The 26123-nt window shown below is 71.6% G+C and carries 19 protein-coding genes and 1 other RNA gene; 13 read left to right on the top strand and 7 right to left on the bottom strand.

The genetic code is table 11. The features are described 5' to 3' along the window. The first annotated feature begins 34 nt into the window (after positions 1-34). The 10 genes from IEY56_RS18365 to IEY56_RS18320 all read left to right on the top strand — a co-directional run bounded on the left by IEY56_RS18365 (position 35) and on the right by IEY56_RS18320 (position 13971). Entirely contained in the window at positions 35-862 is an 828-nt protein-coding gene (locus tag IEY56_RS18365) for a phosphoenolpyruvate hydrolase family protein (protein WP_229712003.1), read from the top strand. 195 nt (positions 863-1057) lie between these two features. Next, on the top strand, positions 1058-1891 hold the full coding sequence (locus IEY56_RS18360) for a PIG-L family deacetylase (protein WP_189038324.1): 834 nt from the start codon (positions 1058-1060) through the stop codon (positions 1889-1891). Between the two features lie 213 nt (positions 1892-2104). Then, on the top strand, positions 2105-4342 hold the full coding sequence (locus IEY56_RS18355) for an AfsR/SARP family transcriptional regulator (RefSeq protein ID WP_189038323.1): 2238 nt from the start codon (positions 2105-2107) through the stop codon (positions 4340-4342). 1031 nt (positions 4343-5373) lie between these two features. Then, positions 5374-6801, top strand: coding sequence for an aspartate aminotransferase family protein (locus IEY56_RS18350; protein WP_189038322.1), 1428 nt, complete (start codon positions 5374-5376; stop codon positions 6799-6801). After that, complete coding sequence (locus IEY56_RS18345) at positions 6795-7925, top strand: NAD-dependent epimerase/dehydratase family protein (RefSeq protein ID WP_373292120.1); 1131 nt, start codon at positions 6795-6797, stop codon at positions 7923-7925. Before IEY56_RS18350 ends, IEY56_RS18345 begins: the two co-directional genes overlap by 7 nt. Beyond that, on the top strand, positions 7925-9220 hold the full coding sequence (locus tag IEY56_RS18340) for a hypothetical protein (protein WP_189038321.1): 1296 nt from the start codon (positions 7925-7927) through the stop codon (positions 9218-9220). Before IEY56_RS18345 ends, IEY56_RS18340 begins: the two co-directional genes overlap by 1 nt. Before the next feature lie 69 nt (positions 9221-9289). Next, positions 9290-10426 carry a glycosyltransferase gene (locus IEY56_RS18335; RefSeq protein WP_229712002.1) on the top strand — a complete coding sequence of 379 codons (1137 nt, stop codon included), beginning with the start codon at positions 9290-9292 and terminating at the stop codon, positions 10424-10426. Beyond that, entirely contained in the window at positions 10423-11472 is a 1050-nt protein-coding gene (locus IEY56_RS18330) for a UbiA prenyltransferase family protein (RefSeq protein ID WP_189038320.1), read from the top strand. Before IEY56_RS18335 ends, IEY56_RS18330 begins: the two co-directional genes overlap by 4 nt. Before the next feature lie 170 nt (positions 11473-11642). Then, positions 11643-13007, top strand: a complete 1365-nt coding sequence (locus IEY56_RS18325; protein WP_189038319.1) for a glycosyltransferase family 4 protein — start codon at positions 11643-11645, stop codon at positions 13005-13007. Further along, the gene (locus tag IEY56_RS18320) at positions 13000-13971 is read left to right on the top strand and encodes a lysylphosphatidylglycerol synthase domain-containing protein (protein ID WP_189038318.1); all 972 of its coding nucleotides are present in this window, start codon (positions 13000-13002) and stop codon (positions 13969-13971) included. The genes IEY56_RS18325 and IEY56_RS18320 overlap by 8 nt, the downstream gene beginning before the upstream one ends. A 291-nt stretch (positions 13972-14262) precedes the next feature. Here the strand turns inward: IEY56_RS18320 and IEY56_RS18315 are convergent, their stop codons facing one another. After that, positions 14263-15546 carry an ABC transporter substrate-binding protein gene (locus IEY56_RS18315; protein WP_189038317.1) on the bottom strand — a complete coding sequence of 428 codons (1284 nt, stop codon included), beginning with the start codon at positions 15544-15546 and terminating at the stop codon, positions 14263-14265. A gap of 287 nt (positions 15547-15833) precedes the next feature. On the opposite strand from IEY56_RS18315, the gene IEY56_RS18310 reads away from it, so the two are divergent. Continuing rightward, positions 15834-16967, top strand: coding sequence for a LacI family DNA-binding transcriptional regulator (locus tag IEY56_RS18310; protein ID WP_189038316.1), 1134 nt, complete (start codon positions 15834-15836; stop codon positions 16965-16967). 190 nt (positions 16968-17157) lie between these two features. Here IEY56_RS18310 and IEY56_RS18305 read toward each other — a convergent pair whose 3' ends face one another. From IEY56_RS18305 to IEY56_RS18285, 5 genes are all read right to left on the bottom strand, one after another. Beyond that, positions 17158-18039, bottom strand: coding sequence for an NADP-dependent oxidoreductase (locus IEY56_RS18305; protein WP_229712000.1), 882 nt, complete (start codon positions 18037-18039; stop codon positions 17158-17160). Between the two features lie 148 nt (positions 18040-18187). Then, a complete protein-coding gene (locus IEY56_RS18300) occupies positions 18188-18577 on the bottom strand; it encodes a MerR family transcriptional regulator (RefSeq protein ID WP_189038314.1) in 390 nt (129 codons plus the stop codon). 218 nt (positions 18578-18795) lie between these two features. Next, positions 18796-19194, bottom strand: an RNA gene (gene rnpB / locus IEY56_RS18295) — RNase P RNA component class A. A gap of 178 nt (positions 19195-19372) precedes the next feature. Then, positions 19373-20701 carry an enolase C-terminal domain-like protein gene (locus IEY56_RS18290; RefSeq protein WP_189038313.1) on the bottom strand — a complete coding sequence of 443 codons (1329 nt, stop codon included), beginning with the start codon at positions 20699-20701 and terminating at the stop codon, positions 19373-19375. A 112-nt stretch (positions 20702-20813) separates the two neighbouring features. Continuing rightward, a complete protein-coding gene (locus tag IEY56_RS18285; RefSeq protein WP_189038312.1) occupies positions 20814-22151 on the bottom strand; it encodes a gluconate:H+ symporter in 1338 nt (445 codons plus the stop codon). Positions 22152-22637: 486 nt separating this feature from the next. Here IEY56_RS18285 and IEY56_RS18280 point away from each other — a divergent pair, with 486 nt between their 5' ends. Further along, a complete protein-coding gene (locus IEY56_RS18280; protein WP_189038311.1) occupies positions 22638-23834 on the top strand; it encodes an L-talarate/galactarate dehydratase in 1197 nt (398 codons plus the stop codon). Positions 23835-23979: 145 nt separating this feature from the next. Beyond that, positions 23980-24444, top strand: coding sequence for an SRPBCC family protein (locus IEY56_RS18275; RefSeq protein ID WP_189038310.1), 465 nt, complete (start codon positions 23980-23982; stop codon positions 24442-24444). A gap of 198 nt (positions 24445-24642) precedes the next feature. Here the strand turns inward: IEY56_RS18275 and IEY56_RS18270 are convergent, their stop codons facing one another. Continuing rightward, positions 24643-25935, bottom strand: a complete 1293-nt coding sequence (locus IEY56_RS18270) for a lactate 2-monooxygenase (protein ID WP_189038309.1) — start codon at positions 25933-25935, stop codon at positions 24643-24645. Positions 25936-26123 lie beyond the last annotated feature (188 nt).

The raw sequence follows: 26123 nt of genomic DNA, 5'->3' as shown, positions 1-26123 counted from the left end.
CGGCCTGGAACCGGCTGCAGAGAGGAAGAGCGACGTGGACCGCGAGACGGCACTGCGGCGGCTGAAGGCCACTGCGGCGCAAGGGCGTCCGATCATCGGCGCCGGCGCCGGCACCGGCCTGTCCGCCAAGTCGGCGGAGGCAGGCGGGATCGACCTGCTCATCATCTACAACTCCGGCCGCTACCGCATGGCCGGACGCGGCTCGCTCGCGGGCCTGCTCGCGTACGGCGACGCGAACGCCATCGTCATGGAGATGGCGGACGAGGTGCTCCCGGTGGTCGAGGACACTCCCGTCCTCGCGGGCGTCAACGGGACCGACCCGTTCCGGGTCATGGGCCGCTACCTCGACCAGATCAAGGCAGCCGGCTTCGCCGGTGTGCAGAACTTCCCCACGGTGGGACTGATCGACGGCGTCTTCCGGCAGAACCTCGAAGAGACCGGGATGAGCTTCGCCATGGAGGTCGACATGATCGCCGCCGCTCACGAGCGCGGGCTGCTGACCGCCCCGTACGTATTCGACGACGCGCAGGCGGCCGCCATGGCCCGGGCCGGGGCCGACGTCCTCGTCCCCCACATGGGCCTCACGACGAAGGGCACCATCGGCGCGAGCACCGCGCTCACACTCGACGAATGCGTCGAACGGATCCAGGCGATGCGGGACGCCGCGGTCGCCGTCAACCCCGACATCCTGGTCCTCTGCCACGGCGGCCCCATCGCGGAGCCGGAGGACGCGCAGTACGTCCTCGCCCGCACTACGGGGGTCGTCGGTTTCTTCGGGGCCAGCTCGATCGAGCGGCTGCCCACCGAGGAAGGCATCCGCCGGCAGACCGAGTCCTTCAAGTCGATGACGTACCGGCGCTGAACGCGCCCCGCCCGAGTAAGCCGCCGCGCCGGGAACAGCCGGTCGGGTCGGCGCGGTTGCATCGACGGGGCCCGCGCCGCCAGGGCGGGACGCACGGAGACCGCACGGTCGTCCGCCCGCAAGGACCCGGGCCCCAGGATCGCGGTACGTCCCCGTCCACTCGGGCAGGGACGAATTCGGCAGGAGGACTGTGACATGGCTGACCGGCCCTTGACGCTCATGGCAGTACACGCCCACCCCGACGACGAGGCCACCGGAACCGGGGGCGTCCTCGCGCGGTACGCGGCGGAGGGCATCCGCACGGTCCTCGTGACATGCACCGACGGCGGTTGCGGTGACGGACCGGGAGGAGTCAAGCCGGGCGACCCCCGGCACGACCCCGCGGCAGTCGTCCTGATGCGGCGCCAGGAACTCGAGGCGAGCTGCGAGGTCCTGAAGATCAGCGACCTGGAGACGCTGGACTACGCCGACTCGGGGATGGCGGGCTGGCCGAGCAACGACGCCCCCGGTTCCTTCTGGAACACCCCCGTCGAGGAGGGCGCCGCACGGCTGGCGCGGCTCATGGAGCACTACCGTCCCGACGTGGTCGTCACTTACGACGAGAACGGCTTCTACGGCCACCCCGACCACATCCAGGCCCACCGCATCACTATGGCGGCGCTGGAGACGACCTCGCTGACACCGAAGACGTACTGGACGACGATGCCCCACTCGATGATGCGGAGGTTCGGGGAGGTCATGCGCGAGTACGGCGGGGACGTGCCGGAGCCGGACTCCGCCGAGGCCGCCGCGATCGCCGAGATCGGCCTCCCCGACGACGAGATCACCACGTGGGTGGACACCACCCCGTTCAGCGGCCAGAAGTTCGACGCGCTGGCCGCGCACGCCAGTCAGGGCGAGAACATCTTCTTCCTCAGGATGGGCAAGGAGAAGTTCGGCGAGCTGATGGGCATGGAGACCTTCGTACGCGTCAAGGACGCCACCGGAGCGGCCGTGCCCGAGAACGATCTCTTCGCCGGACTCCGCTGAGGCACCCGAACCCTGGATCCAGCCCGTAGATCCAGTTGTGGTAACTCACGGGCAGACGTCAGCGCCGAGCCATACACTGCCACAGGTCACGGGGGACAGGGGTTCCGCTCTATGCGCTCATCGGTTTCGGCCCCGCCTGCAGAGGCGGCGGTGTGCAAGGACTTCGACTTCCGGGTTCTCGGGCCACTCGAGGTGGGCCACGGGAAGCGGCTGGTGCAGTTACCCACCGGGCGCTTACGGGTGCTCCTGTCGTGCCTGGTGATGTCCCCCAACGAGGTCGTCTCCAGCGACACCCTGATCGACCGATTATGGGCGGACACCCCGGTGGAGCGGGCGCGGGGTGCGCTGCACACCTGCGTGAGACGGCTGCGCCGCCTCCTCTGCCCCGAGCTGGTGCAGACGAGACCCGGCGGGTATGCCCTGGCGGTATCGGTCGACGGCGTGGACCTGCTGCGGTTCCGGGATCTCGTCCGCCGCGCGGAAGCCGCCGGAGACGACTCCGGCCAGAAGCTCGTTCTGCTGCGCGAAGCGCTGGCGCTCCGCAGGGGCGACCCGTTCGCCGACGTGGCCTCCCCGTGGCTGGACCGCGAGGTCGTGCCCCGGCTGAACGAGGAATGGCTGAGCGCCCAGATGTGCCGCATCGACCTCGAGTTGGCGGCGGGCCGGCACCATGAACTGATTCCCGAGCTGCGCGAACTGACGGCCGCCCACCCGCTGCACGAGGCGAGCTGGCAGCGTCTGATCCTGGCCCTGCACCGGTGCGGCCGCCGCGCCGAGGCCCTGGAGGCGTACCAGCAGGTCCTCTCGGTCCTCCGGGACGAGCTTGCGCTCGACCCCAGCGACGAGCTGCGGGAACTGCTCCGGTCCATACTCGACGGCGGTGCGGCTCCCTCCCCGTCCGGTGGCGCTCCCGCCCCCGCCGGCGGTGCGGGTGAGCAGGAGCCGGTCGCCGCCACGATCGTCCGTCCCACCGTCGATCCACATGTGCAGTCGCCTCCGATACGCCCACAGCAGCTTCCGCCGGGCATCCCCTCTTTCACCGGCCGCACCGAAGAGCTGGCCACCCTGGACGGCCTGCTGCCCGCCCAAGGGGGCCAGTCCGCGCGGAAGTCGGCGATCGCCGTGGTCGACGGGGCGGCGGGAGCCGGCAAGACCACCCTGGCGGTGCACTGGGCGCACCGCGTGCGCGACCGTTTTCCCGACGGGCAGCTCTACGCCGATCTCCGCGGCTACGGCATGGGCGCTCCCGTGGAGCCCACCGCGGTCCTGGAGATGTTCCTGCAAGCGCTGGGCGTCCCCGCGCAGCAGATCCCGCCGGAACTGGACGGCCGCTCCGCGCTGTTGCGCAGCACCCTGGCCGACCGGCGGGTGCTCGTCCTGCTGGACAACGCGCGCGACTCCGCGCAGGTGCGTCCGCTGCTGCCCGGTTCGCACTGCCTGGTCCTGGTCACCAGCCGCAGGCAGTTACGCGGCTTGTCCGTGCGGCAGGGCGCCTACCGCATCAGCCTCGACTGCCTGTCCGTCGAGGAGTCCGTCACCCTGCTCGCCGGTGTCCTGGGGGAGGACCGGATCGCCGCCGAGCCGGACACCGCCGCGCAACTCGCCGGTCTGTGCGCTCACATGCCCCTTGCCCTGGCGCTGGCCGCCGAACGCATCCAGCTCCTGTCCGGCCCGGGCGGCCGGACGGGTCCGGGGACCGGGCGCTCCGTTCCGCTGCACGACCTCGTCGCTGAGCTCGCCGTGGAGCGGAACCGGCTGGACGTGCTCAGTGTCGGCGACGACGAGACCGCAGCGGTTCGCGGTGTCTTCTCCTGGTCCTACGACGCACTCGACGCGGCCACCGCCGGCGCGTTCCGCGTCCTCGGCCTGCACCCCGGGCCCGACATCGGCACCGAGGCGGCGGCCGTGCTCATCGGCGCCGGCGCGGACCGGACGCGGCGGCTGCTGGAGGGTCTGGCGGACCGTGGCCTGCTGGAGCGGACAAGCCGGTACCGGTACCGGTTCCACGACCTGATGCGGCTGTACGCGGCCGAACTCGCCGAGGCGGAGGAGAGCGAGCGGACCCGGCTGGCCGCGCTGCACCGGGTCCTGTCCTGGTACATGCACACCTCCTACGCGGCCGTGCGGATCCTCAACCCCGGCCACCAGCACCGTCCGCCCGACCCGCCCGAGGAGGGGTGCGAACCCGTCGCCTTCTCCTCGTACGAGGAGGCGCTGCGGTGGTGCGAGACGGAGCGCGCCAACCTGATGGCTGCCGTCCGGCTCGCGTTCGAGGTCGGCGAGTACACCATCGCGTGGCGGCTCCCGACCGTCCTGTGGGGCTTCTTCAACCTGCGTAAACACTGGGGCGACTGGATCGGAAGCCACAGGGTGGGCCTCGTCTCCCCCCGGGCGCAGGGCGGCCGGTACGGCGGAGCCTCGGTGCTGACCGGCATCGCGCCCGCCCGGTAAGGCGGACGGCGCCCCGACGAAGTGCCGGGGCGGCGCGCGGAGGCACGCTCGTGTGCCCGGGCGCGGGAGGCGGGCCGCTGCGGGCAGGCCGGTCCCGGCCGCGCCCGCGGGAACCTGGTGCCCCGGGGCGTGCTCCGGGCGCCACGTGAGACCCGTCGCCCCTTGTGGCGATCGGGACCGTTGGGGGCAGGCCTTGCTCTGGCCGTTCCCGGCCGCGCCCGCCAGGACGTAGACGGGTCCGGGTGTGCCCGTGAACACCCGCCGAGCGCTGCGGTATTCCGCGGAGAGTCGGGAACCGCCGGGGGAGAGCACAGTGTCGCGGGCTCCTGCCTGGCATACGCCGCGCCTGACCGGCGCGAGGAGACCGTTACCCGGTGACGACGCGCCCCTGTCCGCCCTCACGGGAGAGGCGCCCCGCACGCCAGGGTCCGCGTCCCCGCCTGTCGCACCCCTGCCTCATGCCGGACGGGCCGGTCGGAGCAGCCACGGCAGGTGTGTGAGCGGGCCGCAGCCGCCGTCGGGGAGCCGGCTCCCGGATGCTGCCTGAGCAGGAGTTTCTCCCGGTGCGGCAGCGTCCGGCGCGGGCTGGTGACGCAGTCATCTCACTGTCACGGGCCTGTCACCGTCTGCGAGGTTTCTGACAGCGGCCCTGTGCTCAACTGAGGCGTCCGCAAAGGGGAAACGAGCCGCATACCTCCGAGGCGCGGCGAGAACCTTCGTCCGCGGACGCCCGGTCACAAACCCGGGGCCGAGGGACACGGGAACGGGGGCACATCCAGCCGCAGGCACACGGGGTTCTCCGACGCCCGGGGCCGCAACTCCGCGAGACCGTCCGGAAGACGCGGCGGTAGGAGCGGCGGCCGCGAGCGTGGGGACGGCAGCCGGGACGACCGGCCTGCGCGGATCCCGGCCCGTCGAACGGGTGACGCCGGATCCGAATCCCGCGGACGAGGGCCGCAGCCACAGCGGGGGTCAGGGACTGACGCCTGCCGCGGCTGCCGGAGCCTCCACAACGTCGATCGGAAGGACGCATGGCAGACCTGATCAGCCTCGAAGAGGCCGAGAAGCTGGACGTCGAGCACGTACACGACCTGTACCGCACGTACATCAACAAGAGCCAGGTCCGGCTGATGACGTCCTTCGGCTTCGGCCGGGAGCTCGTCGACCACGCCGAGGGCGCCTACGTCCACACACGTGACGGCCGCAGCATCCTGGACTTCACCGGCGGCGTCGGTGTCCTCAACCACGGGCACAACCACCCGCGCATCATCGCCGCCCGCCGGCGCTTCCAGGAGCAGCGGCGCATGGAGGTGCACAAGACCTACTTCTCGCCGTACCTGGCCGCGCTGGGGCACAACCTCGCGGCGCTCCTCCCCGGCGACCTGAAACGTTCCTTCCTGCCCAACTCCGGGGCGGAGGCCGTCGAGGGCGCCGTCAAGCTCGCGTACAAGTACCACGACGGGAAGCGGCAGACGATCCTGCGCGCGGACTGCAGCTTCCACGGCAAGCTGCTCGGTTCCGGCGGGCTCACGGGCAGCGCGCAGAACAACTTCGCGTTCCCCACGATCCCCGGCATCCGCACCTTCGAGTACGGCGACATCGCGTCCGTCCGCAGGGTGATCGAGGAGTCCCGCGGCGAGCGCGGACGCAGCGACGTGTACGCGCTGCTGATCGAACCGTTCAGCGCGTCCACGATCCGCTGGTGCTCGGAGCGATTCCTGCGTGAGCTGCGCGAGTTGTGCACCGCCGAGGACATCGTCCTGATCTTCGACGAGATCTACACCGGCTGGGGCAAGACCGGCAGCATGTTCTACTTCACTCGGTACGAGGGCCTGGTGCCGGACGTGGTGACGACCTCGAAGTCGTTCGGCGGCGGCAAGTCCTCCGTCTCCGCGTACGTGGCGCGCGAACCGGTGTTCCGCAAGGCCTACGACAACATGGCCGACGCCATGATGCAGAGCACGAGTACCACGTACTACGGCTTCGGCGAGGAGACCGCGACCGCCATCGAGGCGGTCGCCGTGGCGGTCGAGGACGACTATCCGGCACGCGCCCGCGCGCTGGAGGCCGTGCTCCGCCCCGGACTGGAGACGCTCCGCGGTAAGTACCCGCAACTGATCTCCGAAGTACGCGGTGCGGGCGCGCTGTTCGGGGTCTTCCTCTCCGGCGGCCCGAAGGTGCTGGACCTCATCGGCAAGCTGCCGGCGGGCGATCTGGCCAAGGACCCGCTGATCCGTACGAAGATCGTCACCGCCGCGGTGATCCACACCCTGTACCGCAAGCACGACGTGTACACCTACAACACCCTCAACGGCCGGAGCCCGCTGGTCGTGAGCCCGCCGCTGGTGGCGGAGCCCGAGGACGCCGAGCGGTTCCTGGAGGCCCTGGACGCGACGCTCGGCGACGGAATGAACCGGCTGCTCGCCCGCTTCGTACGCGAGCGGGTGAGCTCGTGGTGAAGGACGCCGAGGTCCCCGACGACCGCCCGTCGCCGGAGAGTTCGGGCTTACCCGGCCTCCCCGACCGCCCCGGCCTGCCCGTACACGTCGCCGTGACCGGCGCGGCCGGTGTGCTCGGCGGCCGTCTCGTGGACCGGCTGCTGGAGGCGGGCGCCCAGCTCCGCGCGTTCGACCTGCGGGAAGTGGCCACGAAGCCCGGGCTGAAGGCGTTCACGGGCGACATCCGTGATCCGCGGGCGCTCGCCGAGGCGTTCGAGGGCGCGGACGCCGTCGTGCACTGCGCCTCCGCGCTGCCCAGCTATCCCGAGGCCGACATCCGGTCGATCGTCGTCGACGGCACCACCACGGTGCTGGAGGCCGCCCGCGCCGCGGCGGTGCCGCGGGTGGTGCACGTCTCGTCCACCGCCGTGTACGGGCTGCCGAAGCTGGTGCCGACGCCCGAGGAGCACCCGCGCGAGCCCGTCGACCCGTACAGCCGCGCGAAGGCGGCGGCGGAGGAGGTGGCCGAGCGCTTCCGGGCGGACGGGATGTGCCTGCCGGTGATCCGGCCCAAGACGTTCGTGGGGCCGGGCCGGATGGGCCTGTTCGACATGCTCTTCCAATGGGCCGAGGAGGGACGGCACTTCCCGGTGCTCGGCAAGGGCGACGTCCGTATCCAGATGCTCGGACTCGACGACCTCGTGGACGCGCTGCTGGAGGTGCTGCGCGCCCCGGACGACGTGGCCTGCGACACGTACAACATCGCCGCCGCCGAATTCGGCACGCTGCGCGAGGACTTCCAGTGCGTGCTGGACGCGGCCGGGCACGGCCGCCGTGTGGTGCCGATGCCCGCGGGCCCCGCGGTCGCCGTGCTGCGCACGCTGGAGCGGACGAAGCTGTCGCCCGTGTACGGCCGGCTGGTCTCCAAGCTGCTCGCCGACTCGTACGTCAGCGTCGACAAGGTCCGCGACAAGCTGGGGTTCCGTCCGCAGATGTCCAATCAGGACGCCGTGCTCCGTACGTTCGAGTGGTGGCGCACGCAGCGTGAGGCGGCCGCGGACGCCCCGGCGGGCAAGAGCGCCGGACGGACCAGTACGGACCCGTGGAAGCAGGGGGTTCTCGGACTCGCGAAGGTGTTCTTCTGATGGCCGCCTCCGGCCCACCGGCCGGCGGCTCGTCCGCACGCACGGCGGCCGACGGGGCCACGGATCGGGACGCCGCCCCGGAGCCCGCACAGGAGCCGGCACCGGAGCCCGCACAAGAGGCAGAGCGGGAGCCGGAGCGGGCGGACCCTGGTCCGGCGGAGGAGCCGGAGGCGGCTGGCCGCCGCTGGTGCTGGGGGACGCGGCTGCTGGTGGCGGGCACGGCGTTCTGGACGGCCCTGTTCGTCCTGCACGTCACGCTCATCGGCCGCTGGCAGCCGTGGCTCGTCGTCGAGATCGTCCCGCCGCTGACCGCTGTGGTCGTGCCCCTGCTGATGCTCGCAGCCGTACCGTTCGCGAGGCCGGTGCGCAGATGGCTCTCCGTGGTCCTGGTACTCCTGCTGCTGGCCGGGGCGCACCTGGCCGGCTTCGGATGGACGGGCACCGCCTCGGACAGCGCCCGGGGCACGGAGGTCAAGGTCTTCGCCTGGTCCGCGGACTACTGGCAGATGGCGGCCCACGACAAGGACGCCTTCTACGACTACCTGCGCCGCCAGGACGCCGACGTGTACCTCCTGCACGAATACCTCAACTGGAACTACACGAACCGCGACGAGCAGCAGGTGTGCACCAGCCCGGTCCTCATCGACGACAAGGCCCGCCTGCGCGCGGAGTTCCCCGGCTACCGGCTGCTCGTGCAGGGCGAGTTGCTCACCCTGACCCGGCTGCCCGTCGTCGCGGCGCCGAACCAGCGCGTCCCGTCCGAGGGCGAGGACTGGTACTGGAAGGGGTCGAAGTCCCAGCGCACCGACATCCGCGCGGGCGGGCGCACGGTCTCCTTCTACAACGTGCATCTGCCGATCCGCTTCCGGCCCTGCGACCTCCGGTACGGGTGGGACCGGTTCCGCCAGGCCTCCGAGTTCCAGGAGGACTGGTGGACCAGGGAGCTGCGCAGGCTGCGCGCGGATCTGCGCGGCAACTCCCACCCGGCGCTGGTGGCCGGCGACTTCAACGCGGCATGGATGGACCACTACCCGCTCGGCGCGGGCATGCGGCCGCACGACCCGGGCGGCTCCCTGCTTCCCGCCCGCACCTGGCCCGCCTGCGAGGGCTCCTGCTCACTGCCCCGGGAGTGGCGCGTACTGCCTCAACTGTGGCGTTTCGACTGGCTGTTCACTAACGGCGACCTGGCGGTCTCCGACTACCGGCTGCGTGGCGGCGAATCCCTCTCGGACCACACGGCTCAGAGGATCCGCCTGGTCGTCCCGCGCAAGGAGCCCTCCGCGCACGCCCGTTGACGTCAGCCCCGCACACCGCACCGCACCGCACCACTCCCGGCCACATCCACGACGAAGGAAGGGAACACCGTGCTGCAACCCGACAGGTTCGACGTGACGGTGATGCTCGACTACTACACGCCGTACGTCAGCGGGCTGACGGAGGCCGCACGGCTCACCGCCGAAGGGCTCGCCGCGCGCGGCTGGAAGGTCGCGGTCGCCTGCTACCAGCACGATCCCGCGCTCGCCCGGTACGAGGTCGTCAACGGCGTCCACGTCTTCCGGGCGCCGGTACTCGCGAAGATCAGCCGGGGCTTCGTCAGTCCCCAACTCCCGCTGCTGGCAGGGCGGCTCGCGGCGCGCTCCGACATCCTGCACATGCATCTGCCCAATCCCGAGGCAGGGTTCGTCGCCGCGCTCAGGCGCCGGGCCCGGCTGGTCGTGACGTACCACATCGACGTCTTCCTGCCCGACAACCCGGTGAACCGCTTCGGGATGTGGGCCGTCGACCAGACCTGCAAGTCGGCGGTACGCAAGGCGGACCTCGTCATCACCAACAGCGAGGACCAGGCGCACGGTTCGCGCATCTGGCCGACGATCCGGCGCCGCCGCCTGGCACCCATCTCCTCCCCGTGTGTGGACCGCAACGGCGGTACGCCCAGGATGCGGGACGGCGACGGGCTGCACGTCGGCTTCATGGGCCGGATCACCGTGGACAAGGGCATCGAGTACCTCATCCGCGCCTTCCGCTCCCACGACGACCCCGACGCGCGGCTGCTGATCGCGGGTGACTACGCCACCGTCGCGGGCGGCAGCAACATCGACCAGTTGCGGGCCGAGGCCGGCGACGACTCGCGCATCCGCTTCACGGGGCTGCTGCGCGGCGAGGCCGTACGGGACTTCTACGCGTCGATCGACGTGTTCGCGCTGCCGTCGATCTCGGAGTCGTTCGGCATCGTCCAGGTCGAGGCGATGATGGCGGGCATCCCGCCCGTGAGCACCGAACTCCCCGGCTCCCGCTACCCGGTGGCGGCCACGGGCTTCGGCCGGCTCGTACCGCCGCGCGACCCGGACGCCCTGCGCGAGGCGATCGTGGAGCTGGCCCGGATGCCGGCCGAGGACCGGGACGCCGGACGGGAGGCGGCGACGAAGCTCTTCGGCGGCGACGCCTTCCTCGACGCGCACGAAGAGGCGTTCCGGCAGCTCCTGAGCGGCAGCCGGTCGTGAAGCGGCCCGGCGGCGGGGACACCGTGGGGGAACGGCGCGGCCCGGCCGCGCCCGCCGTGCCCGGTCAGCGGCAGGCCGTGCCGCCCGTGCCGCTGGTCCCGGAATCCGTCCGCTCCGGGAACGGCGCGCACGCTCCGACGGAGGACGGCCCGTCCCCCGTCGCGGCACCCCGGACGCGCATACCCGCGGCGCTGGTGCTGCTGCGCCCCCGCCAGTGGGTGAAGAACGTCTTCGTGCTCATCGCGCCGCTCGCGGTGGACCCGGCGGCGGTCCTGCGGCATCTGGCCTGGGCGCTGGCGACGGTCGTCACGTTCACGGCGGCGTCCGCGGCGGTCTACGTCCTCAACGACTGGCTCGACCGGGAGCAGGACCGGCTGCACCCCGTCAAGCGGCACCGTCCGCTGGCCTCCGGGAAGGTCGGACCGCTGGGCGCGCTGCTGCTGGGCGCGGGCTGCCTGGCGACGCTGGCGGCCGGCGGAGCGCTCCTGCCCCTGCCCGCGCAGGCGGCCGTCGGCGGGTACGCGGTGCTCAACCTGGCGTACTGCCTGGTGCTGAAGCACTATCCGCTGGTCGACGTCAGCGTCGTCGCCACGGGGTTCGTGCTGCGGGCCGTCGCGGGCTGCCTCGTGGTGGCGGCGCCGTTCAACCCCGCCCTGATCATCTGCGTGTACTGCACCTGTCTGCTGATGTCGCTCGGCAAGCGGCGGCACGAACTGGAGACGGCGACCCTCCGGGGGCAGGCGGCGGCGCAGCGGCCCGCCCTCTCCGGCTACTCGGTCCCGCTTCTCGACCAGCTCATGGCCGTGCTGCTGGCGGCCACGCTGATCAGCTACGAACTGTTCGTCCTCTCCGCGCCGCATCCGCACAGCTCCGTACTGGCCGTCGTCACCGTGCCGTTCGCCGTCTTCGCCCTGTGCCGGTACGCGCAGTTGCTGGCGGTGGACCGCAGCGGCGGCGAACCCGGGCAGGACGTGCTCACGGACGTGCCGCTCCTGATCAACGCCGTGCTCTGGCTGGCCTGCCTGACCGCCGGCCGGGTTCTGTGAGCACACCGGCACCACGCCGACACGTTCCCGGGCCCGCACGCATGTCCCTGTCCTTCGGCGCGGCCCGCGAACCGTCCGGCGGAGGCATCAGCGGGGCGCCGGCCGTGCGCCGACCGCGGCTCGAGAGGCACAACCCCGCCCGTGAGGGCTGCGAAGAGAGGATGGTCCACTTGAGTCGCCCCGTCCCGTCGAGTCACCCAGGCCCGGGCCTCGGCACCGCCACACCGCCCTCCCCGCTGCGGCGGGTGGTGGTGGTCTGTCACCAGTACCCGCCGTGGACCCTGGGCGGCCTGGCGGAGTACGCGCAGCGGTTCGTCCAGTGCCTCCAACAGGAGCGCGGCGACGTGCCGTTGACGCTTTACACCCTGAACTGCCCGGAGAACCTCGCCCGCCGGGAACGGAACGGCTCCGTGACGATCCGGCGGCCCTGGCTGCCGCGCTGGCTCAAACGGCGCATCGCGGCGCCGAAGAACCATCTGGCGCCCAGCGGCCGGGCCCTGTTCGCGCTCTCCCTGCTCGCCTTCAACCTGGCGACGCTGCCCGCGCTCGTGCGGGCCCGCCGGCCGGGGACGGTGGTGGCCGTGCACGACTGGCAGAGCGCCGTCGCCGGGATCCTCGCGGCCGGCCTGCTGCGGCTGCCCGTGGTCTACCACGTCCACAACACCGAGATGACCATGGCCGACCAGCCCGACGTCACCGACCCCTTCCGGCTGATCGAGACCGCTCAGCGGCTGCTCGCCCGATTCGCGTCCCGGATCGTCGTGCCCACCCCGGAGCTGGGCCGGCTGGCCGTGGCACACGGCTGGCGTGGGGACCGCATCGACGTCGTCCCGCACGGCTGCGAGACCGGCGCCGACCCGGCCGATCCGGACGCCGGCGACGCGGAACCCGTCCACGAGCGGGAGCGGGCGCGGACGGGGCTCCGCGAGGAGTTCGGGCTTCCCCCCGACGCTCCGCTGCTGGTCTTCGCCGGCCGCCTCAGCTCGGTCAAGGGCGTGCCCACGCTGCTGCGCGCCCTGCCCGCGATAGCCCGCCGCCACCCCGGCGTCCAGCTGGTGATGCTCGGAGTGGGCCTCGCCGGCACGGACCAGGACGCCGCGGTGGACCGGCTGGTCACCGAACTCGGCATCGGGGACCGGACGCACGTCTACCACCGCTACCTGCCCCAGGAGGAGGTGCGGCGCCACTACCTCGCCGCCGACGTCTGCGTCTTCCCCTCCCGTTACGAGCCGTTCGGGCTCGTCTCGGTCGAGGCGATGGCCCTCGCCGCCCCGGTGGTGCTCGGCTCCGGCTTCTCCGCGCTGATCTCCGACGACGAGCGCGGGGGCGGTCAGGCGGCGCTGCGGATGAGCGGCGACACCCCCGACGAACTGGCCGCCCTCGTCTGCCAGTTGCTGGACGACCCCGTCGCAGCCGCACGGCTGGCCGCCCGCGGCCGGGCCCACGCCCGTCAGAACTTCCGCTGGCCCGACACCGTCACCCGCACTCTCGGACTGTACGAGAGCCTGACGCGCCGGGAGCCCAGCCGTGGATGACACCAGCCGCCGCGGGTGGCGGCCACGCTGGCGGATGCTCGCCGGCTGGGCACTGGCCTGCGTCATCGTCGCCGGCCTCGTCCTGGCCCTCCGCGGACAGGACTGGTCGGCCACGCGCCCCATGGTGACCCTCGAGGCACTGCCCTTCCTGCTGGCCTCCTGCGTGGTCAACGTGGCAGCGCTGCTGTGCGCCATGATGTCCTGGCGCAGCGTCCTCGCCGATCTCGGGCATCCCCTGCCCCGCCGCACCGCCGCCGGGGTCTACTTCGTCGGGATGAGCGCCAAGTACGCGCCCGGGGCGCTCTGGGTGGTGCTCACCCACGCGCGGCTTGCCAGGAGTGTCGGTGTCGGAGGGCTCGTCACCGTCGCTGTCTGGCTTCTCAACATCCCGATCGTGCTGCTGACCGGGATGGTCGTCGGGAGCCTGGCCGCGCCCCCGATGCTCGGCGACTGGAGCTGGCTCCTGCTGCTCCCCGCCGCGACGCTGGCCGTCGTGATGGTGCGGCCGTCGCTGGTGGGCCGGGCCGCGCAGGCCGGCGCCCGCCTGCTGCGCCGCGAACTGACCACATCCGGCTCGGGACAGCAGATCCGCGCGGCCGTCAGCTGGCAGCTCGCCTGCCGTCTGGTCTCCGGACTCCACCTGTGGCTGCTCACGCTCGCCATGGGCGCACCCGTGGGGGAGTCCCTGGTGGTGAGCATCGGAGCGTTCGCGCTGGCCACGGGGCTCAGCTCGGTCGTCGTGGTACTGCCCGACGGCGCCCTGATCCGGGAGATGGTCCTGATCGGGACGCTGTCCCTGGTGCTGCCCGTCACCGCGGCCACGGCCGTGGCCGTGGCCAGCCGCGCCGTCTGCCTGGTGACGGATCTGCTGGCGAGCGGCGTGTGCGCAGTGACGATGGTCTCCCGACGCCGGCGCCCCGGAGCCGTCACGGAAAGCGCCGCCGAGCTTCCCCACTCGGGGTGACGCCGGACGGCAGGTCTCGAACCGCCGGTCACCCTGGGCGCGGGAGGTGTGCCCCGCCTGTGTGCTGCTCGGGCCTTACCCGGCGACCCCGGCCGGCGACCCCAGCAGCGACCCGAGGCGGCGGGGCCGAACCGGTCCGTTGCTGCACGGAGTCGATGGTCGGGGACCCGGGCGCGGCGCGCACCGCCCGGACATGGGGGCGACACGGCCGGGTGAACTGGCTGTACGCCTTCGCCCCCCTACCAGCGGCAGGGGGGCGAAGGCGTACAGCCGGAGTTCGTGGAGGCGGGCTCAGGGCTTGAGCGCCTTGAGCTCCTTCTGGAGGCTCTCAAGTGCCGCCGCGGAGCTCTTCTTTCCGGTCAGCGCGGCGTGCACCTCCCGCTGGATTGCCTTGCTGGCCTCTCCGTAACGCACCACGCGCGGCCTCTGCTCGGCGCCGAGGATGGACTTCTTCAGCACCGGCAGCCACGGGAAGTCCTCCGCCAGCTTCGGGTCGTCGTACACCTTCTCGAAGACGGGCGCCTGCGTCGCCTTGGCGAGCCGCAGCCGCGCGCCCTTCTCGTCGGTCATGTAACGCATGAAGTCCAGCGCGGTGGCCTTGTTGCGGGCGGAGGAGGACAGGGCGAGATTGTGGCCGCCGAGGGAGGAGGCTCCTGTGCCCTTCTCGCCGGGTATCGGAGCGACGCCGAACTTGCCGACGACCTTGTTGCCCTTGGCCTTCGTGTTCGAGACGCCGTACTGGTAGGGCCAGTTGCGGTAGAAGAGCAACCGCTCCTTCTCGAAGTCCTGCCGGCCGTTCTCCTCCATGTACGTGATGCCCTTCTCGGGCATCGTGCCGTCCCTGAAGCCCTTGACCAGGTTGTCCAGACCGCGCTTGGCCTCGGGCGTGTCCAGGTGCGGGTTCCCCTTGGCGTCGGTGACCTGGCCGCCCGCGGAGTTCACCGCCTCGGAGAAGTTGACGGTCAGTCCCTCGTACTTGTCGAACTGGCCGCCGTAGCAGGACATTTCCTCCTGCTTCGGCAGGATCTTGCCGCAGGCCTCGCGCATCTCGTCCCAGGTACTGGGCGGTTCGATGTCCGCCTTCTTCAGCAGGTCCTTGCGGTAGTAGAGCAGCGCGCCGTCCGAGGCGTACGGCATCCCGAACAGCTTGCCGCGGTACTTGACCGTGCCGTTGACGGCACCGAGCGTCCGGTCGAACGGGAAGGAACTCTCGGGAATCTCGTCGATCCAGCGGTTCGCGGCGAACTCGGCGGTCCACACGACATCGAGCGTGAGCACCGTGTAGGTGTCCGCCTTCAGCTTCGCGTTCCGGGCCATCTTCGCCCGCTGCTCGTCGCCGTCCTCGGGCAGTCCGATGAAGGTGACCTTCTCGTCGGGGTGCTCCTTGTTCCAGCGGGCGATCAGCTTCTCGACCGTTCCCGAGGTGTTCTTGCCCGAGACGAACGTGATGGGCCCGCGCTCCTTCGCGTCAGCTGCGCCCTCGTCGCTCTTCGCGCTCGCACCGCACCCGCCGACGAGCGCGAGTGCGGCAGTGACGGCTGTGCACGGCAGCAGCCGTCGTTCGATGGCACGCACATGATCTCCTCTTGCCTCGCCTTGCCGTGCCCTGGAGGTGTGCGGCTCGGCTCCCCTTCGCGGACGCCACAGTCGAGCACGGGGCCGCTGTCAGAAACCTCGCAGCGAGTGACAGGCATGTGTCAGCCCATGCGCCGACCGCACCTCGTACGCCGATACGAGAGGGGACGGACTGACCGGAGCGCGAACGGTGGCGCGGCGACGCACTGTCGGCTCAAATTGATCTTGACATGCCTGACATGTGCGGGAGATCCTCGCCGGTCACGATTTCCAGGGGGGTCCACTTCATGTCGTCGTTACGGGTCACACAGGCGGATGTCGCACGCCATGCGGGCGTATCCCGGACAGCAGCCTCATTCGTGCTCTCCGGCCGGGAGGGCGTACGCATTCCGGTCGGAACGCGGCAGCGAATCCTGGACGCCGCACGGGAGTTGGGCTACCGCCCCAACCGAACCGCGCAAAGCCTGCGGACCCGCAAGACGCAGACGATCGCCCTGATCTTCGACACCGTCGGCGACGGTCACTACGCGGGCGAGATGATCCGAGGCGCGCTGGAGACCGCGCTGGAGCGGGACCACCTGCTCTACATCGCCGAGACCGCCAACGACCCCGCGCTGGAGGAGAAACTCCTCCAGGAGATGGTCGACCGGCAGGTGGACGGAGTGATCCTCGCCGCTATGTCGACCCGCACGGCGCGTCTCTCCGAACACATGCGGCGTATCCCGACCGTGCTGCTCAACTGCCTCGACGCATCAGGCGAGTCCGTCTGCGTCGTCCCGGACGAGGAGGCCGCGGGCAGGCAGGCGGCGCGGCTCCTGCTGGACGCCGGTCACCGTGACGGCGTCCACGTCGTCGGGGGCCACCCCGCCACCGGCGGCGCCCACGAAGGCCTGTCCGTCGGGGAGTTGCGCATGAGCGGCATCGAGGCAGCGATGGCGGCGGCGGGGACCCGGCTCGCCGGAACCGTCGAATGCGACTGGTCGGCACCGGAACACGGCTACCGGGCGACGCGGTCGTTGCTCGAGTCCGCTCGCCTGCCCACGGCCGTCGTCTGCTGCAACGACAGACTCGCCATCGGCGCCTACCAGGCCCTGCGGGAGAGCCGGTTACGCATCCCCGACGACATCTCGCTCGTCTCCTTCGGCGACTCCGGACTGCCCTCCTGGCTGCGGCCACCCGTGACCTCTGTCGACACGCCTCACCACGAACTCGGCGCCAAGGCGGTGTCCCTACTGCTGGCGGACGAGCCGGCGCCGGCGATCCACCGGCTCCCCATGGCAGTCAACCCGCGGGGATCGATCACGGCCTGCGCTCCGGACCCGCGCGAGGCCGTGCCGGCCTCCACCGAACCTGGCGCGATCCGCTCAGCTCAACCCCGGCCTCTCCGCAGAGCAGGCGCGCACGGAGGAGGCCATGGGTGAGGCCTGCAAGGAGAGGACGACCACGGCCCGGCCTATCGAACGGGCTCGCCGGCAGCGCTGAAGATGCCTCTGGGCCGAGTAGGCCGCGCGGCAACGGAAGTCTCCGCGCGGCCGCACGCGCGCCGGCATCGCAACCGCAACGCACGGAGCACACGCGTCCCCGGCCGTCCTCGGCTACGGGCTGGGATCCTCATGCCACCTTGATGACGACTTTGCCCGAGGTGTGACCGTTCTCGACGGTGGCGAGGGCGGCCGGGGCGTCGGAGAGCGGATGGACTGCGGTGATGACGGGTTCGAGGAGTCCGTCGAGAGCCAGCCGGGCCGACCGCTCCAGGTTCTCGCGGTCGACGCGACGCTCGACGAAACGCCCACCGAGCTCGGGCACAGACATGTCGCCCACGGCGACGACGTTGCGTGGGTCCTGGGCAAGCGGAGCGACCGTCCGCAGCGAGGCGCCTCCCACCAGGTCGACGATTCCGTCGAAGCCCTCCGGAACCAGCTCGCGTGCCGCGGCGGCGACGTCCTCGGCCGTGTAATCGACGAACCGCGCCCCGACGGCTTCGGCGTGCTCGCGTTTGGCGGTACTCCCGGTACCGATCACACGCAGCTCGCGCCCGGCAGCCAGGCGGGCGACGGCGAGGCCGACCCCGCCCCCGACCCCGTTGACCAGGACCGAGGCACCGGCCGGGAGGCCGAGCTGGTCGAGCACGTCCACCGCGGTCGTCCCGGCCACCGGCAGCGTCGCTGCCACGGCGGTGGACAGACCCTCCGGGATGCGCGCGGTGTTCGACGCGGACAGCACCGTTGTCTCGGCGTACGTGCCGCCACCGGTGAGTGCGAAGCCGAAGACCGCGTCACCCACCTCGAGCCCGCTGACGTCCTCGCCCCGGGCGAGAACCGTTCCGGCCGCCTCCATGCCCAGCACGCGGGGGAACGGGCGCCCGCCGTCGAGCCCGTCGACCAGGCCCGAGCGCAGAAGGTGGTCGAGGGGGTTCACGCCGGTGACCTCGACCCGGATCAGCACCTCGCTTCGGCCGGGGACGGGATCGGGACGATCGAAGAACTCCTGCACCTCAGGCCCGCCATACCTGCCGAAACCCCACGCCTGCCCCATTGTCCGCCGCCTCTCGTGCAACCGGCCCGGTAACTCCGGGCGTTGTCGCCACCCTCATCTCTGACATCGATGTAAGGGGCAACCGGGTGAGACGCAGATCACAGCATCACGTCGACCGCGCTACCGGTTCCGTGGTCAGCTCCGCCCGGTGCCGGCTGTTGGCCGCGATCAGCACGTCGAGTGCGTCCCGGGTCTCGATCAGGTGCGCGATGTCGGCGTCGATCCGGTCGCGCTCGCGCATCATCGCCGCGAACGTCTCCTCGGCGACGCCCAGGTCGCCCGGGATGTCCACACACGGCAGCACGGTCGCGATCACCCGGCTGGACATACCAGCGTCGAACAGTCGTCGGATGAGTGACACGCGCTGCACCGCGTCATCGGAATAGTGACGCTGCCCCGCGCCGGAGCGTGAGCTGGTCAGCAGGCCCTGCTCCTCGTAGTACCGCAGTGAGCGCGGACTTGCGCCCGTGCGCTTGGACAACTCGCCTATCCGCATCCCTGAGAGCCTACGCCCGCGTACTCCGGGGTTCAGGCCGCCGGCGAGTCTTGGACGCGCTCGCGGACACCTCCACGGCCGCGAGGCCGTCGCCCCCCCCGGGCTCACTGTGAGGGCGGACGGGAACGCGATCCGACGAGGGCCTGACCGTGACCGATCGGATCGGTCGCCCCGTCTCGCGTGCGGACTTCGATGACGGTTGGCGTGAGGCGGTGAGGCGGACGAGTCGGCCTGTACGCCGGGTTCTGTCTCCCCGTCGCCTCGCGGCGCCGGGGGAGGCGGCCATCCATCTGGGACCGGCGTTGCCGCCGGCCTCGTGCGGTCCACCCGCGGACTCGGGCGGGCAACCCTCGAACGTCCGCGCAGGGCCGTCGCCGGCCCCTCTTGACCTTGCTCCGGATGGGGTTTACCGAGCCGCCCAGGTCGCCCTGGGCGCTGGTGGTCTCTTACACCACCGTTTCACCCTTACCGGTAGCCGCGTGCGGCTCCGGCGGTCTGCTTTCTGTGGCACTGTCCCGCGGGTCACCCCGGGTGGGCGTTACCCACCATCCTGCCCTTCGGAGCCCGGACGTTCCTCGGCGGGACCGAAATCCCGACGCGGCCGCCCGGCCGGCTCGTCCGCCGTACGGCCCATGGTACCCGCGGGGCGGAGCCGCCCTGCTCGCAGGCCGCCCGGCCGCCCGCGGACGCGCCGGAACCCGGGCGCGACGCGGCCCGCGCACGCCCACCAGACGGAGAGGCGCCCACACCGATCCGCGACGGAGCCGCGCCCCGCCCGCGCCCTCCCCGGCGCCGTCAGCGGACCAGGCAGGGGCGCTTGCCGTCGAACGTCCAACCCGGCACGAGGTACCGCATCGCTACGGAGTCGTCCCGCCCCGACAGGGCCTTCTCCTCGTACAGCTCGTGGGCCGCGAGCAGCCTGTCCATGTCGATGCTGACGCCCAGGCCGGGACGGTCGGGGAGGGTGACCTGCCCGCCGGTGATCTCCGGGGGCCGGACGGTGAGCCGTTCGAGCCCCTCCTGCCAGATCCAGTGCGTGTCCAGGGCGTTGTACTCGCCGGGTGCGGCGGCGCCGCAGTGAGCCATCATCGCCAGCGAGACGTCGAAGTGGTTGTTGGAGTGGCAACCCCACGTCAGGCCCATCGAGTTGCACAGCTGGGCGACGCGCACGGAGCCCTGCATCGTCCAGAAGTGCGGGTCGGCGAGAGGGATGGAGACGGACTGCAGCGCCAGCGCGTGGGCGAGCTGCCGCCAGTCGGTGGCGATCATGTTGGTCGCCGTCGGGAGGCCCGTCGCGCGGCGGAACTCGGCCAGGATCTCCCGGCCCGAGTATCCGCCTTCGGGTCCGCACGGGTCCTCCGCGTAGGCGAGGGTGCCGGTCAGCGGCCGGCACAGTTCGACGGCCTCCTCCAGGGACCAGGCGCCGTTCGGGTCGAGGGTGATGCGGGCGTCGGGGAAGCGCGCCTTGAGCGCCCGGACCGCCTCCACCTCCTCGCTGCCCGGCAGGACACCGCCCTTGAGCTTGAAGTCCTCGAAGCCGTAGAGGCTCCGGGTGGCCTCGGCCTGACGGACGATCGCCTCCGGCGTCAGGGCCTCCTCGTGCCGGATCCGGTACCACTCGGTGTCCGAGTCCGGTTCGCGGACGTATCCGAGGTCGGTGCGGCCGGGGTCCCCGACGTAGAAGAGGTAGCCGAGCATGCGGACGGAGTCGCGCTGCTGCCCGTCGCCCAGGAGCGCCGCGACGGGGACGTCGAGGTGCTGGCCCAGCAGGTCCAGCAGCGCCGACTCGACGGCCGTGACGGCGTGGACGGTGGTGCGCAGGTCGAAGGTCTGCCGGCCCCTGCCGCCCGTGTCCCGGTCGGCGAAGCGGTTCCCGACCGCGTTGAGGACGCGCTTGTAGTCGCCCAACTTGCTGCCCGTCACGAGGGGTTCTGCCTCGCGGAGGGTGCGCGTGATCTTCTCGCCGCCCGGCACTTCTCCCACTCCCGTCCGCCCTTCGGAGTCCTCCAGGACGAGCACGTTGCGGGTGAAGTAGGGGCCGTGTGCGCCGGAGAGGTTCAGCGCCATGCAGTCTCGGCCGGCGACCGGGTAGACGGAGTACCTGGTGACAACGGGCTGGTTCATGTGCTGGTTCCCGGGTCGGTTCATCGGGCTTTCTTCCGTGGGGCCCGCCGTGGGTCGGGCGGGGTGGTGATGGGGGCGCGGGCCGGTCCCGGGCCGGGTAACGGCGCGCGCGTCACAGGGCGAGGGCGTCGAGGCTCCATTCCAGTGCCAGCACGCCGCCGAGGCCGAGGACCGCCAGCACGGTGGTGTACGTGGTGCGCGCCTTGAGCGCCTCGACCACCGACAGGTTGAAGTACTCCTTGAACATCCAGAAGCCCGGATCGTTCACGTGGGAGAACGCGATCGAACCGCAGGAGACGGCCAGCACCATCACCTCGGGGTGCACGCCGCTGCCCGCGAGCAGCGGCAGGACCACGCCCGACGCGGTGACGACCGCGACGGTCGCCGACCCCAGGGCGATGCGGAGGATCACCGCGATGAGCCACGCGAGGATGATCGGGGATATGGACCACCCGTGCGTGACCTCCTCGATGTAGTCGGATATCCCGCCGTCCACGAGGACCTGCTTGAAGGCGCCGCCGGCGCCGATCACCAGCAGGATCATCGCCATCGCCTGGGCCGCGGAGGTGCATGAGGCGCTGACTTCGGACAGGCTCCGCCCGATGCGGGGGCCGAACGCCCAGATCGCCAGCAGCAGCGTCAGGAGCAGTGCGACGGGTGCCGATCCGACGAAGGCGACGGTGTGGAGCAGCGTGTTCGAGCCGGACGTGGTCATCTCGGTCACGGCCGCGCCGGCGATCAGCACCACCGGGAAGAGCGCCACCGAGAGGGACCAGCCCATGCCGGGCATCTCCTCGTCCGTGAACACCCGCTCGCTGACGAGGCCCTTGGGGATGGACGGGTTCATCCGCCGTACGAACGGCAGCCGGGGCCAAGCCAGCGCGATGAGCGCGCCGAGCGGCACGGCTATGAACAGGCCGTAGAAGAGGGTGAGTCCGGCAGAGGCGTGGAACGTCGCCGCCACGGCGGTGGGCCCCGGGTGCGGCGGCAGGAAGCTGTGCATGGTGGACAGGGCGATCGACATCGGCAGGCCCACCCACAGCAGGCTCTTGCCGGTCACGCGGACGATGGTGAACGCCACCGGCACGATGATCACGAACGCGACCTCGTAGAACATGGTGACGCCGATGAGCATGGCCGTGACGACCATCGCCACCTGGACGCGCTTCTGACCGAAGGCGTCGACGAGCCGGGTCGCCACGCGCTGCGCGGCGCCCGAATCGCCCATGACGCGGCCCACCATGGCGCCGAGCCCGATGGTGAGCATCGTGTCGCCTATCTGATCGCCGATGCCTCCCGCGAGGACTTCCGGGATCTTCTCCACCGGGATGCCCTGGACCAGGCCGACGCCGATCGCCACCAGCAGCAGCGCCGCGAAGCCGTTGAGTTTGAGCCTGGTCATGAGGAAGAGCAGGAGCAGGACCCCGGCTCCGACCGCGACGAGAGGCATGGGTCAACTCCCCTTCTCAGTAAGGCTGTCGGGCCGCATGCGGGCCTGGCCGGCACGGAGATCCGGCAGGAGGGGCGCGGGATCTCCTCCGGCGGAGACGGGGCCGCGCTCGTACGCGCCGCCCTCCGGTCGCTCAGTCGGCCCCACGTCGTCCTCCTCCACTCGCGCGTACAAATACAGAGACGCTGTCCATGTATGAGAATGGAGGCTAAGGTTGTGAGTCGCCGGGGTCAATGAGTGTGCGGCCACGGGTTCGACGGAGCCGGTGTGGTCGCCTTCCGGGCTGGAACGCCAATCTCCCAGTCAGGAACAGGTGTTGGGTCCGGCGGCTCCCGCCCACGGCTGGACCGGCGCCCGCGTCTCGCATGCAGGACGGCGTCCACATGAAGGAACTGCCGTCGGCAGGCGCGCACTTCACGGCCGCCGGGCACCACGCGGCCGTCGCCCGGCCGCGACAGCATCAGCCCGACGACCCAGGACACCACCGTGAACTCGACTCGTCCGACACCCCGCACACCCCGCTCCGCGTCCCGCACCGGTGGCACCGACGGGCCCGCCGCCGACAGGATCCGCTGGATCAGGCTCTCCTCGGTGGGCCTGCCCCTCCGGACGCCCGTCAGCGACGCCAAGGTGCTCACCGGCCGGCAGCGGCCCATGACCGAAGTCGCCCTGCTCTTCGCCGAGATCGCCACCGAGGACGGCCATGAGGGCGTCGGTTTCAGCTACTCCAAGCGCGCAGGCGGGCCGGGCCAGTTCGCGCACGCGAGGGAACTCGCCCCCGACCTGATCGGCGAAGACCCCAGCGACATCGGCCGGTTGTGGACGAAGCTGGTGTGGTCCGGCGCCTCCGTGGGACGGAGCGGCCTGGCGACGCAGGCCGTCGCCGCCTTCGACACGGCCCTGTGGGACCTGAAGGCCCGGCGTGCGGGCCTGCCGCTCGCCAAACTGCTGGGCGCGCACCGGGATTCCGTGCGCTGCTACAACACCTCGGGAGGCTTCCTGCACACGCCGGTCGGGGAGCTGCTGGAGAACGCCTCCGCCTCGCTGGAGGACGGCGTCGGCGGCATCAAGATCAAGGTCGGCCACCCCGACCGCAAGGAGGACCTTCGCCGTCTGACCGCCGTACGCGAGCACTTGGGCGACGAAGTGCCGGTGATGGCCGACGCCAACCAGCAGTGGGACCGTCCCACGGCACTGCGCATGGGCCGCGCCATGGAGGAGTTCGGCCTGGTCTGGCTGGAGGAGCCGCTGGACGCCTACGACGCGTCGGGGCACGCGGCACTCGCCGCTACGCTCGACACCCCCGTGGCGACGGGTGAGATGCTCGTATCCGTCGCGGAGCACCGGGAGTTGATACGCGCTTCAGCCGCCGACGTACTCCAGCCCGACGCCCCGCGCATCGGCGGGATCACCCAGTTCCTCAAGCTCGCCGGGCTCGCGGAGCTCGAACACCTGCAGCTCGCACCGCACTTCGCGATGGAGATCCATCTGCACCTGGCCGCGGCCTACCCGCACGAGCCCTGGGTGGAGCACTTCGACTGGCTCCAGCCCTTGTTCGAGGAACGCCCGTCGATCAGCGGCGGCCGCATGCACGTCCCGGACCGGCCGGGTCTCGGCATCACCCTCTCCGAACAGGCCCGCGCCTGGACGCGGGAGGAGTACGAGACGGGAGGCCGCCCCTGACGGCGCCCCCGCGCGCCGCTCTGTCCTCTCCCGTGACCGCGAGCCGCTCTGCCCCCTCTCGCGACCACGGGCCAGTCCGTCCCCTCCCGACCCGGTGCGGCGGTATGCGGAGGCCGGCCGCGTGCCGCCTGGCTACGCTGGCGGCATGCGACCGGTGACCGTGAGCGTGAACGTCCCGCAGGACCGCGAGACGGTGTACGACTTCCTCGACGTGATGTCCCGTCACGAGTCGTTCACCGACCACATGCTCCGCGACTGGACGTACGCGGGCCCCGCGTCCGGTGTGGGCGCGAAGGCGACGGTGAGCGTCCGCGCGGGCGGCCGGACCGAGACGATCGAGATCGAGGTCGTGGAGGCCGTCCGCCCGGCCAGGATCGTGGAGCGCAACACAGGCGCCGGCGGCAGGCGCGTGGCCTACGGCACGTACGAACTGACGGAGCTGCCGGACGGCGGCACCCGCATCGCCTTCAGCTACGCGTGGAGCCGGGTGCCGCCGTCCGAGCGGCTGGCCGCGCCGCTCGTGCGGTCGCTGCTCAGACGGGGCAACGCGCGAGCACTGCGACGGCTGGCAGCGCTCCTGCCCGCGGACGGCGGACGTCCGGCGCCCTGACGGCCCTGCTGGCCCTGACGCTCGTCCGGCCCGCCGCGAGACCGAAAGGCAGCGGCCCTCGCAGCACTGGCGCCCTTCCTGGCACCCCGCACTGCTGTCCTGCGCTGCCGCCTGTCCGGACGTCCTCGCGCGCCCGCGCAGCCCGTCAGACGCCGATCCGTCAGTCCGTCAACCCGCCGGCCCCCGGCTTCCAGCCCGTCAGACCCCGCTCTGCAGGGAGTCCGCGGACAGCTCGCCGGGCGTCCGGTGCCCGGAGAGGCCCAGCGTGAGGTCCAGATCGGCGAGGAGACTGCGCAGCACGTGCCGCACGCCGTCCTCGCCGCCGTGCGCGAGCCCGTAGGCGTACGGGCGTCCGACGAGCACGGCGCGTGCTCCGAGCGCGAGCGCCTTCAGCACGTCGGATCCGGTGCGGATGCCGGAGTCGAAGAGGATCTCCAGCCGGTCGCCCACCGCTTCGACGATGCCGGGCAGGGCGTCGAGGGCGGCGATCGCGCCGTCGACCTGGCGGCCTCCGTGGTTGGAGACGACGATGCCGTCCATGCCCGCGTCGGCTGCCTTGCGGGCGTCGTCCGGGTGCAGGACGCCCTTGAGGACGATCGGACCGTCCCAGTGCTCGCGCAGGAACGGCAGCTGGTCCCAGGAGCGGTCCGTGCCGGTGAACATCGGCACCCAGCGCAGCACCGCCGAGATGACGTCCTCCTCCGGCGTCTTCTCGAGACCCGCGCGGAAAGCGGGGTCGGAGAAGGGGATGGCCGTGCCGACGCCGCGGATGAAGGGAAGGTAGGACTGGTCGAGGTCCTGCGGACGCCAGGCCAGCGTCCAGGTGTCCAGCGTGACGACGAGCGTGGTGAACCCGGCGTCCCGGGCGCGCTCGAGGATGCTGACGCACACGTCGTCGTCGTTGGGCCAGTACAGCTGGAACCAGCGGGTTCCGTCGGGCCCGTTCGCCTCGGCCACCTCCTCGACGGTGTGGGACGAGGCCGTGGAGAGCACCATCGGGACGCCGACGGAGGCGGCGGCCCGCGCAGTGGCCAGCTCCCCGTCGGGATGGATGATCGACTGGACGCCGACGGGGGCGAGCAGCACGGGCGCGGGCATGCGGGTGCCCAGCACCGTCGTGCTGAGATCGCGGGGGGCCGGGCCTCGCAGCATGCGCGGGACGAGCCGGTGCCGGTCGAAGGCCGCGCGGTTCGCCCGGTGCGTGGCCCCGGAACCGGCGGCCCCGGCCAGGTAGCCGAACGCACCCGGGTCGAGGTGCTCGCGTGCGGAGGCGCCCAGCAGCGTGAGGTCGGTGGTGAAGCGCGGCAACTGGCCGTCGAGGCCGTTGAGGTAGATGTCGTTCTGGTAGTTGCCGAAGCCCGGTGCCGGCGGCCCGGCGGACGCGCCGCCGTCGGCCTGCCCGGCAGGCGCTCCCCCCGCCTGTGACGGCTCGGATGCCTCAGCGGCTGCGGAGGACTCTGAGGTCCCGCTCGCCCCGGACGTCTCACTCATCGCACTCGTGCCCTTCTCTGTCGACGGAGCCCCGCTCGTCACTCCCCGGCAAGGGGAGGCCATGGGTGCGGGGGAGATGAGTCTGTGCCGAAGCAACCCCGTCCGGCTAGTTGTATTGCCCCGTGAGGTTGGGGACGCGGCTGGCGGGTGGTTGGCCGCCGAGCGCGGTGTGTGCGCGGTGGTGATTG

It is taken from the genome of Streptomyces daqingensis (assembly GCF_014645895.1).
Classification (GTDB): domain Bacteria; phylum Actinomycetota; class Actinomycetes; order Streptomycetales; family Streptomycetaceae; genus Streptomyces; species Streptomyces daqingensis.
Note: the sequence above shows the minus strand (reverse complement) of the source record. Positions and strands in the feature narration are given on the sequence as shown.

Excerpts from the sequence above, each read along its gene's own strand:
- IEY56_RS18360 (WP_189038324.1), top strand. The coding sequence starts at position 1,058 with ATGGCTGACCGGCCCTTGACGCTCATGGCAGTACACGCCCACCCCGAC.
- IEY56_RS18270 (WP_189038309.1), bottom strand. The coding sequence starts at position 25,935 with ATGAGTGAGACGTCCGGGGCGAGCGGGACCTCAGAGTCCTCCGCAGCC.
- IEY56_RS18300 (WP_189038314.1), bottom strand. The coding sequence starts at position 18,577 with ATGCGGATAGGCGAGTTGTCCAAGCGCACGGGCGCAAGTCCGCGCTCA.
- IEY56_RS18285 (WP_189038312.1), bottom strand. The coding sequence starts at position 22,151 with ATGCCTCTCGTCGCGGTCGGAGCCGGGGTCCTGCTCCTGCTCTTCCTC.
- IEY56_RS18340 (WP_189038321.1), top strand. The coding sequence starts at position 7,925 with ATGGCCGCCTCCGGCCCACCGGCCGGCGGCTCGTCCGCACGCACGGCG.
- IEY56_RS18310 (WP_189038316.1), top strand. The coding sequence starts at position 15,834 with ATGTCGTCGTTACGGGTCACACAGGCGGATGTCGCACGCCATGCGGGC.
- IEY56_RS18275 (WP_189038310.1), top strand. The coding sequence starts at position 23,980 with ATGCGACCGGTGACCGTGAGCGTGAACGTCCCGCAGGACCGCGAGACG.
- IEY56_RS18350 (WP_189038322.1), top strand. The coding sequence starts at position 5,374 with ATGGCAGACCTGATCAGCCTCGAAGAGGCCGAGAAGCTGGACGTCGAG.
- IEY56_RS18290 (WP_189038313.1), bottom strand. The coding sequence starts at position 20,701 with ATGAACCAGCCCGTTGTCACCAGGTACTCCGTCTACCCGGTCGCCGGC.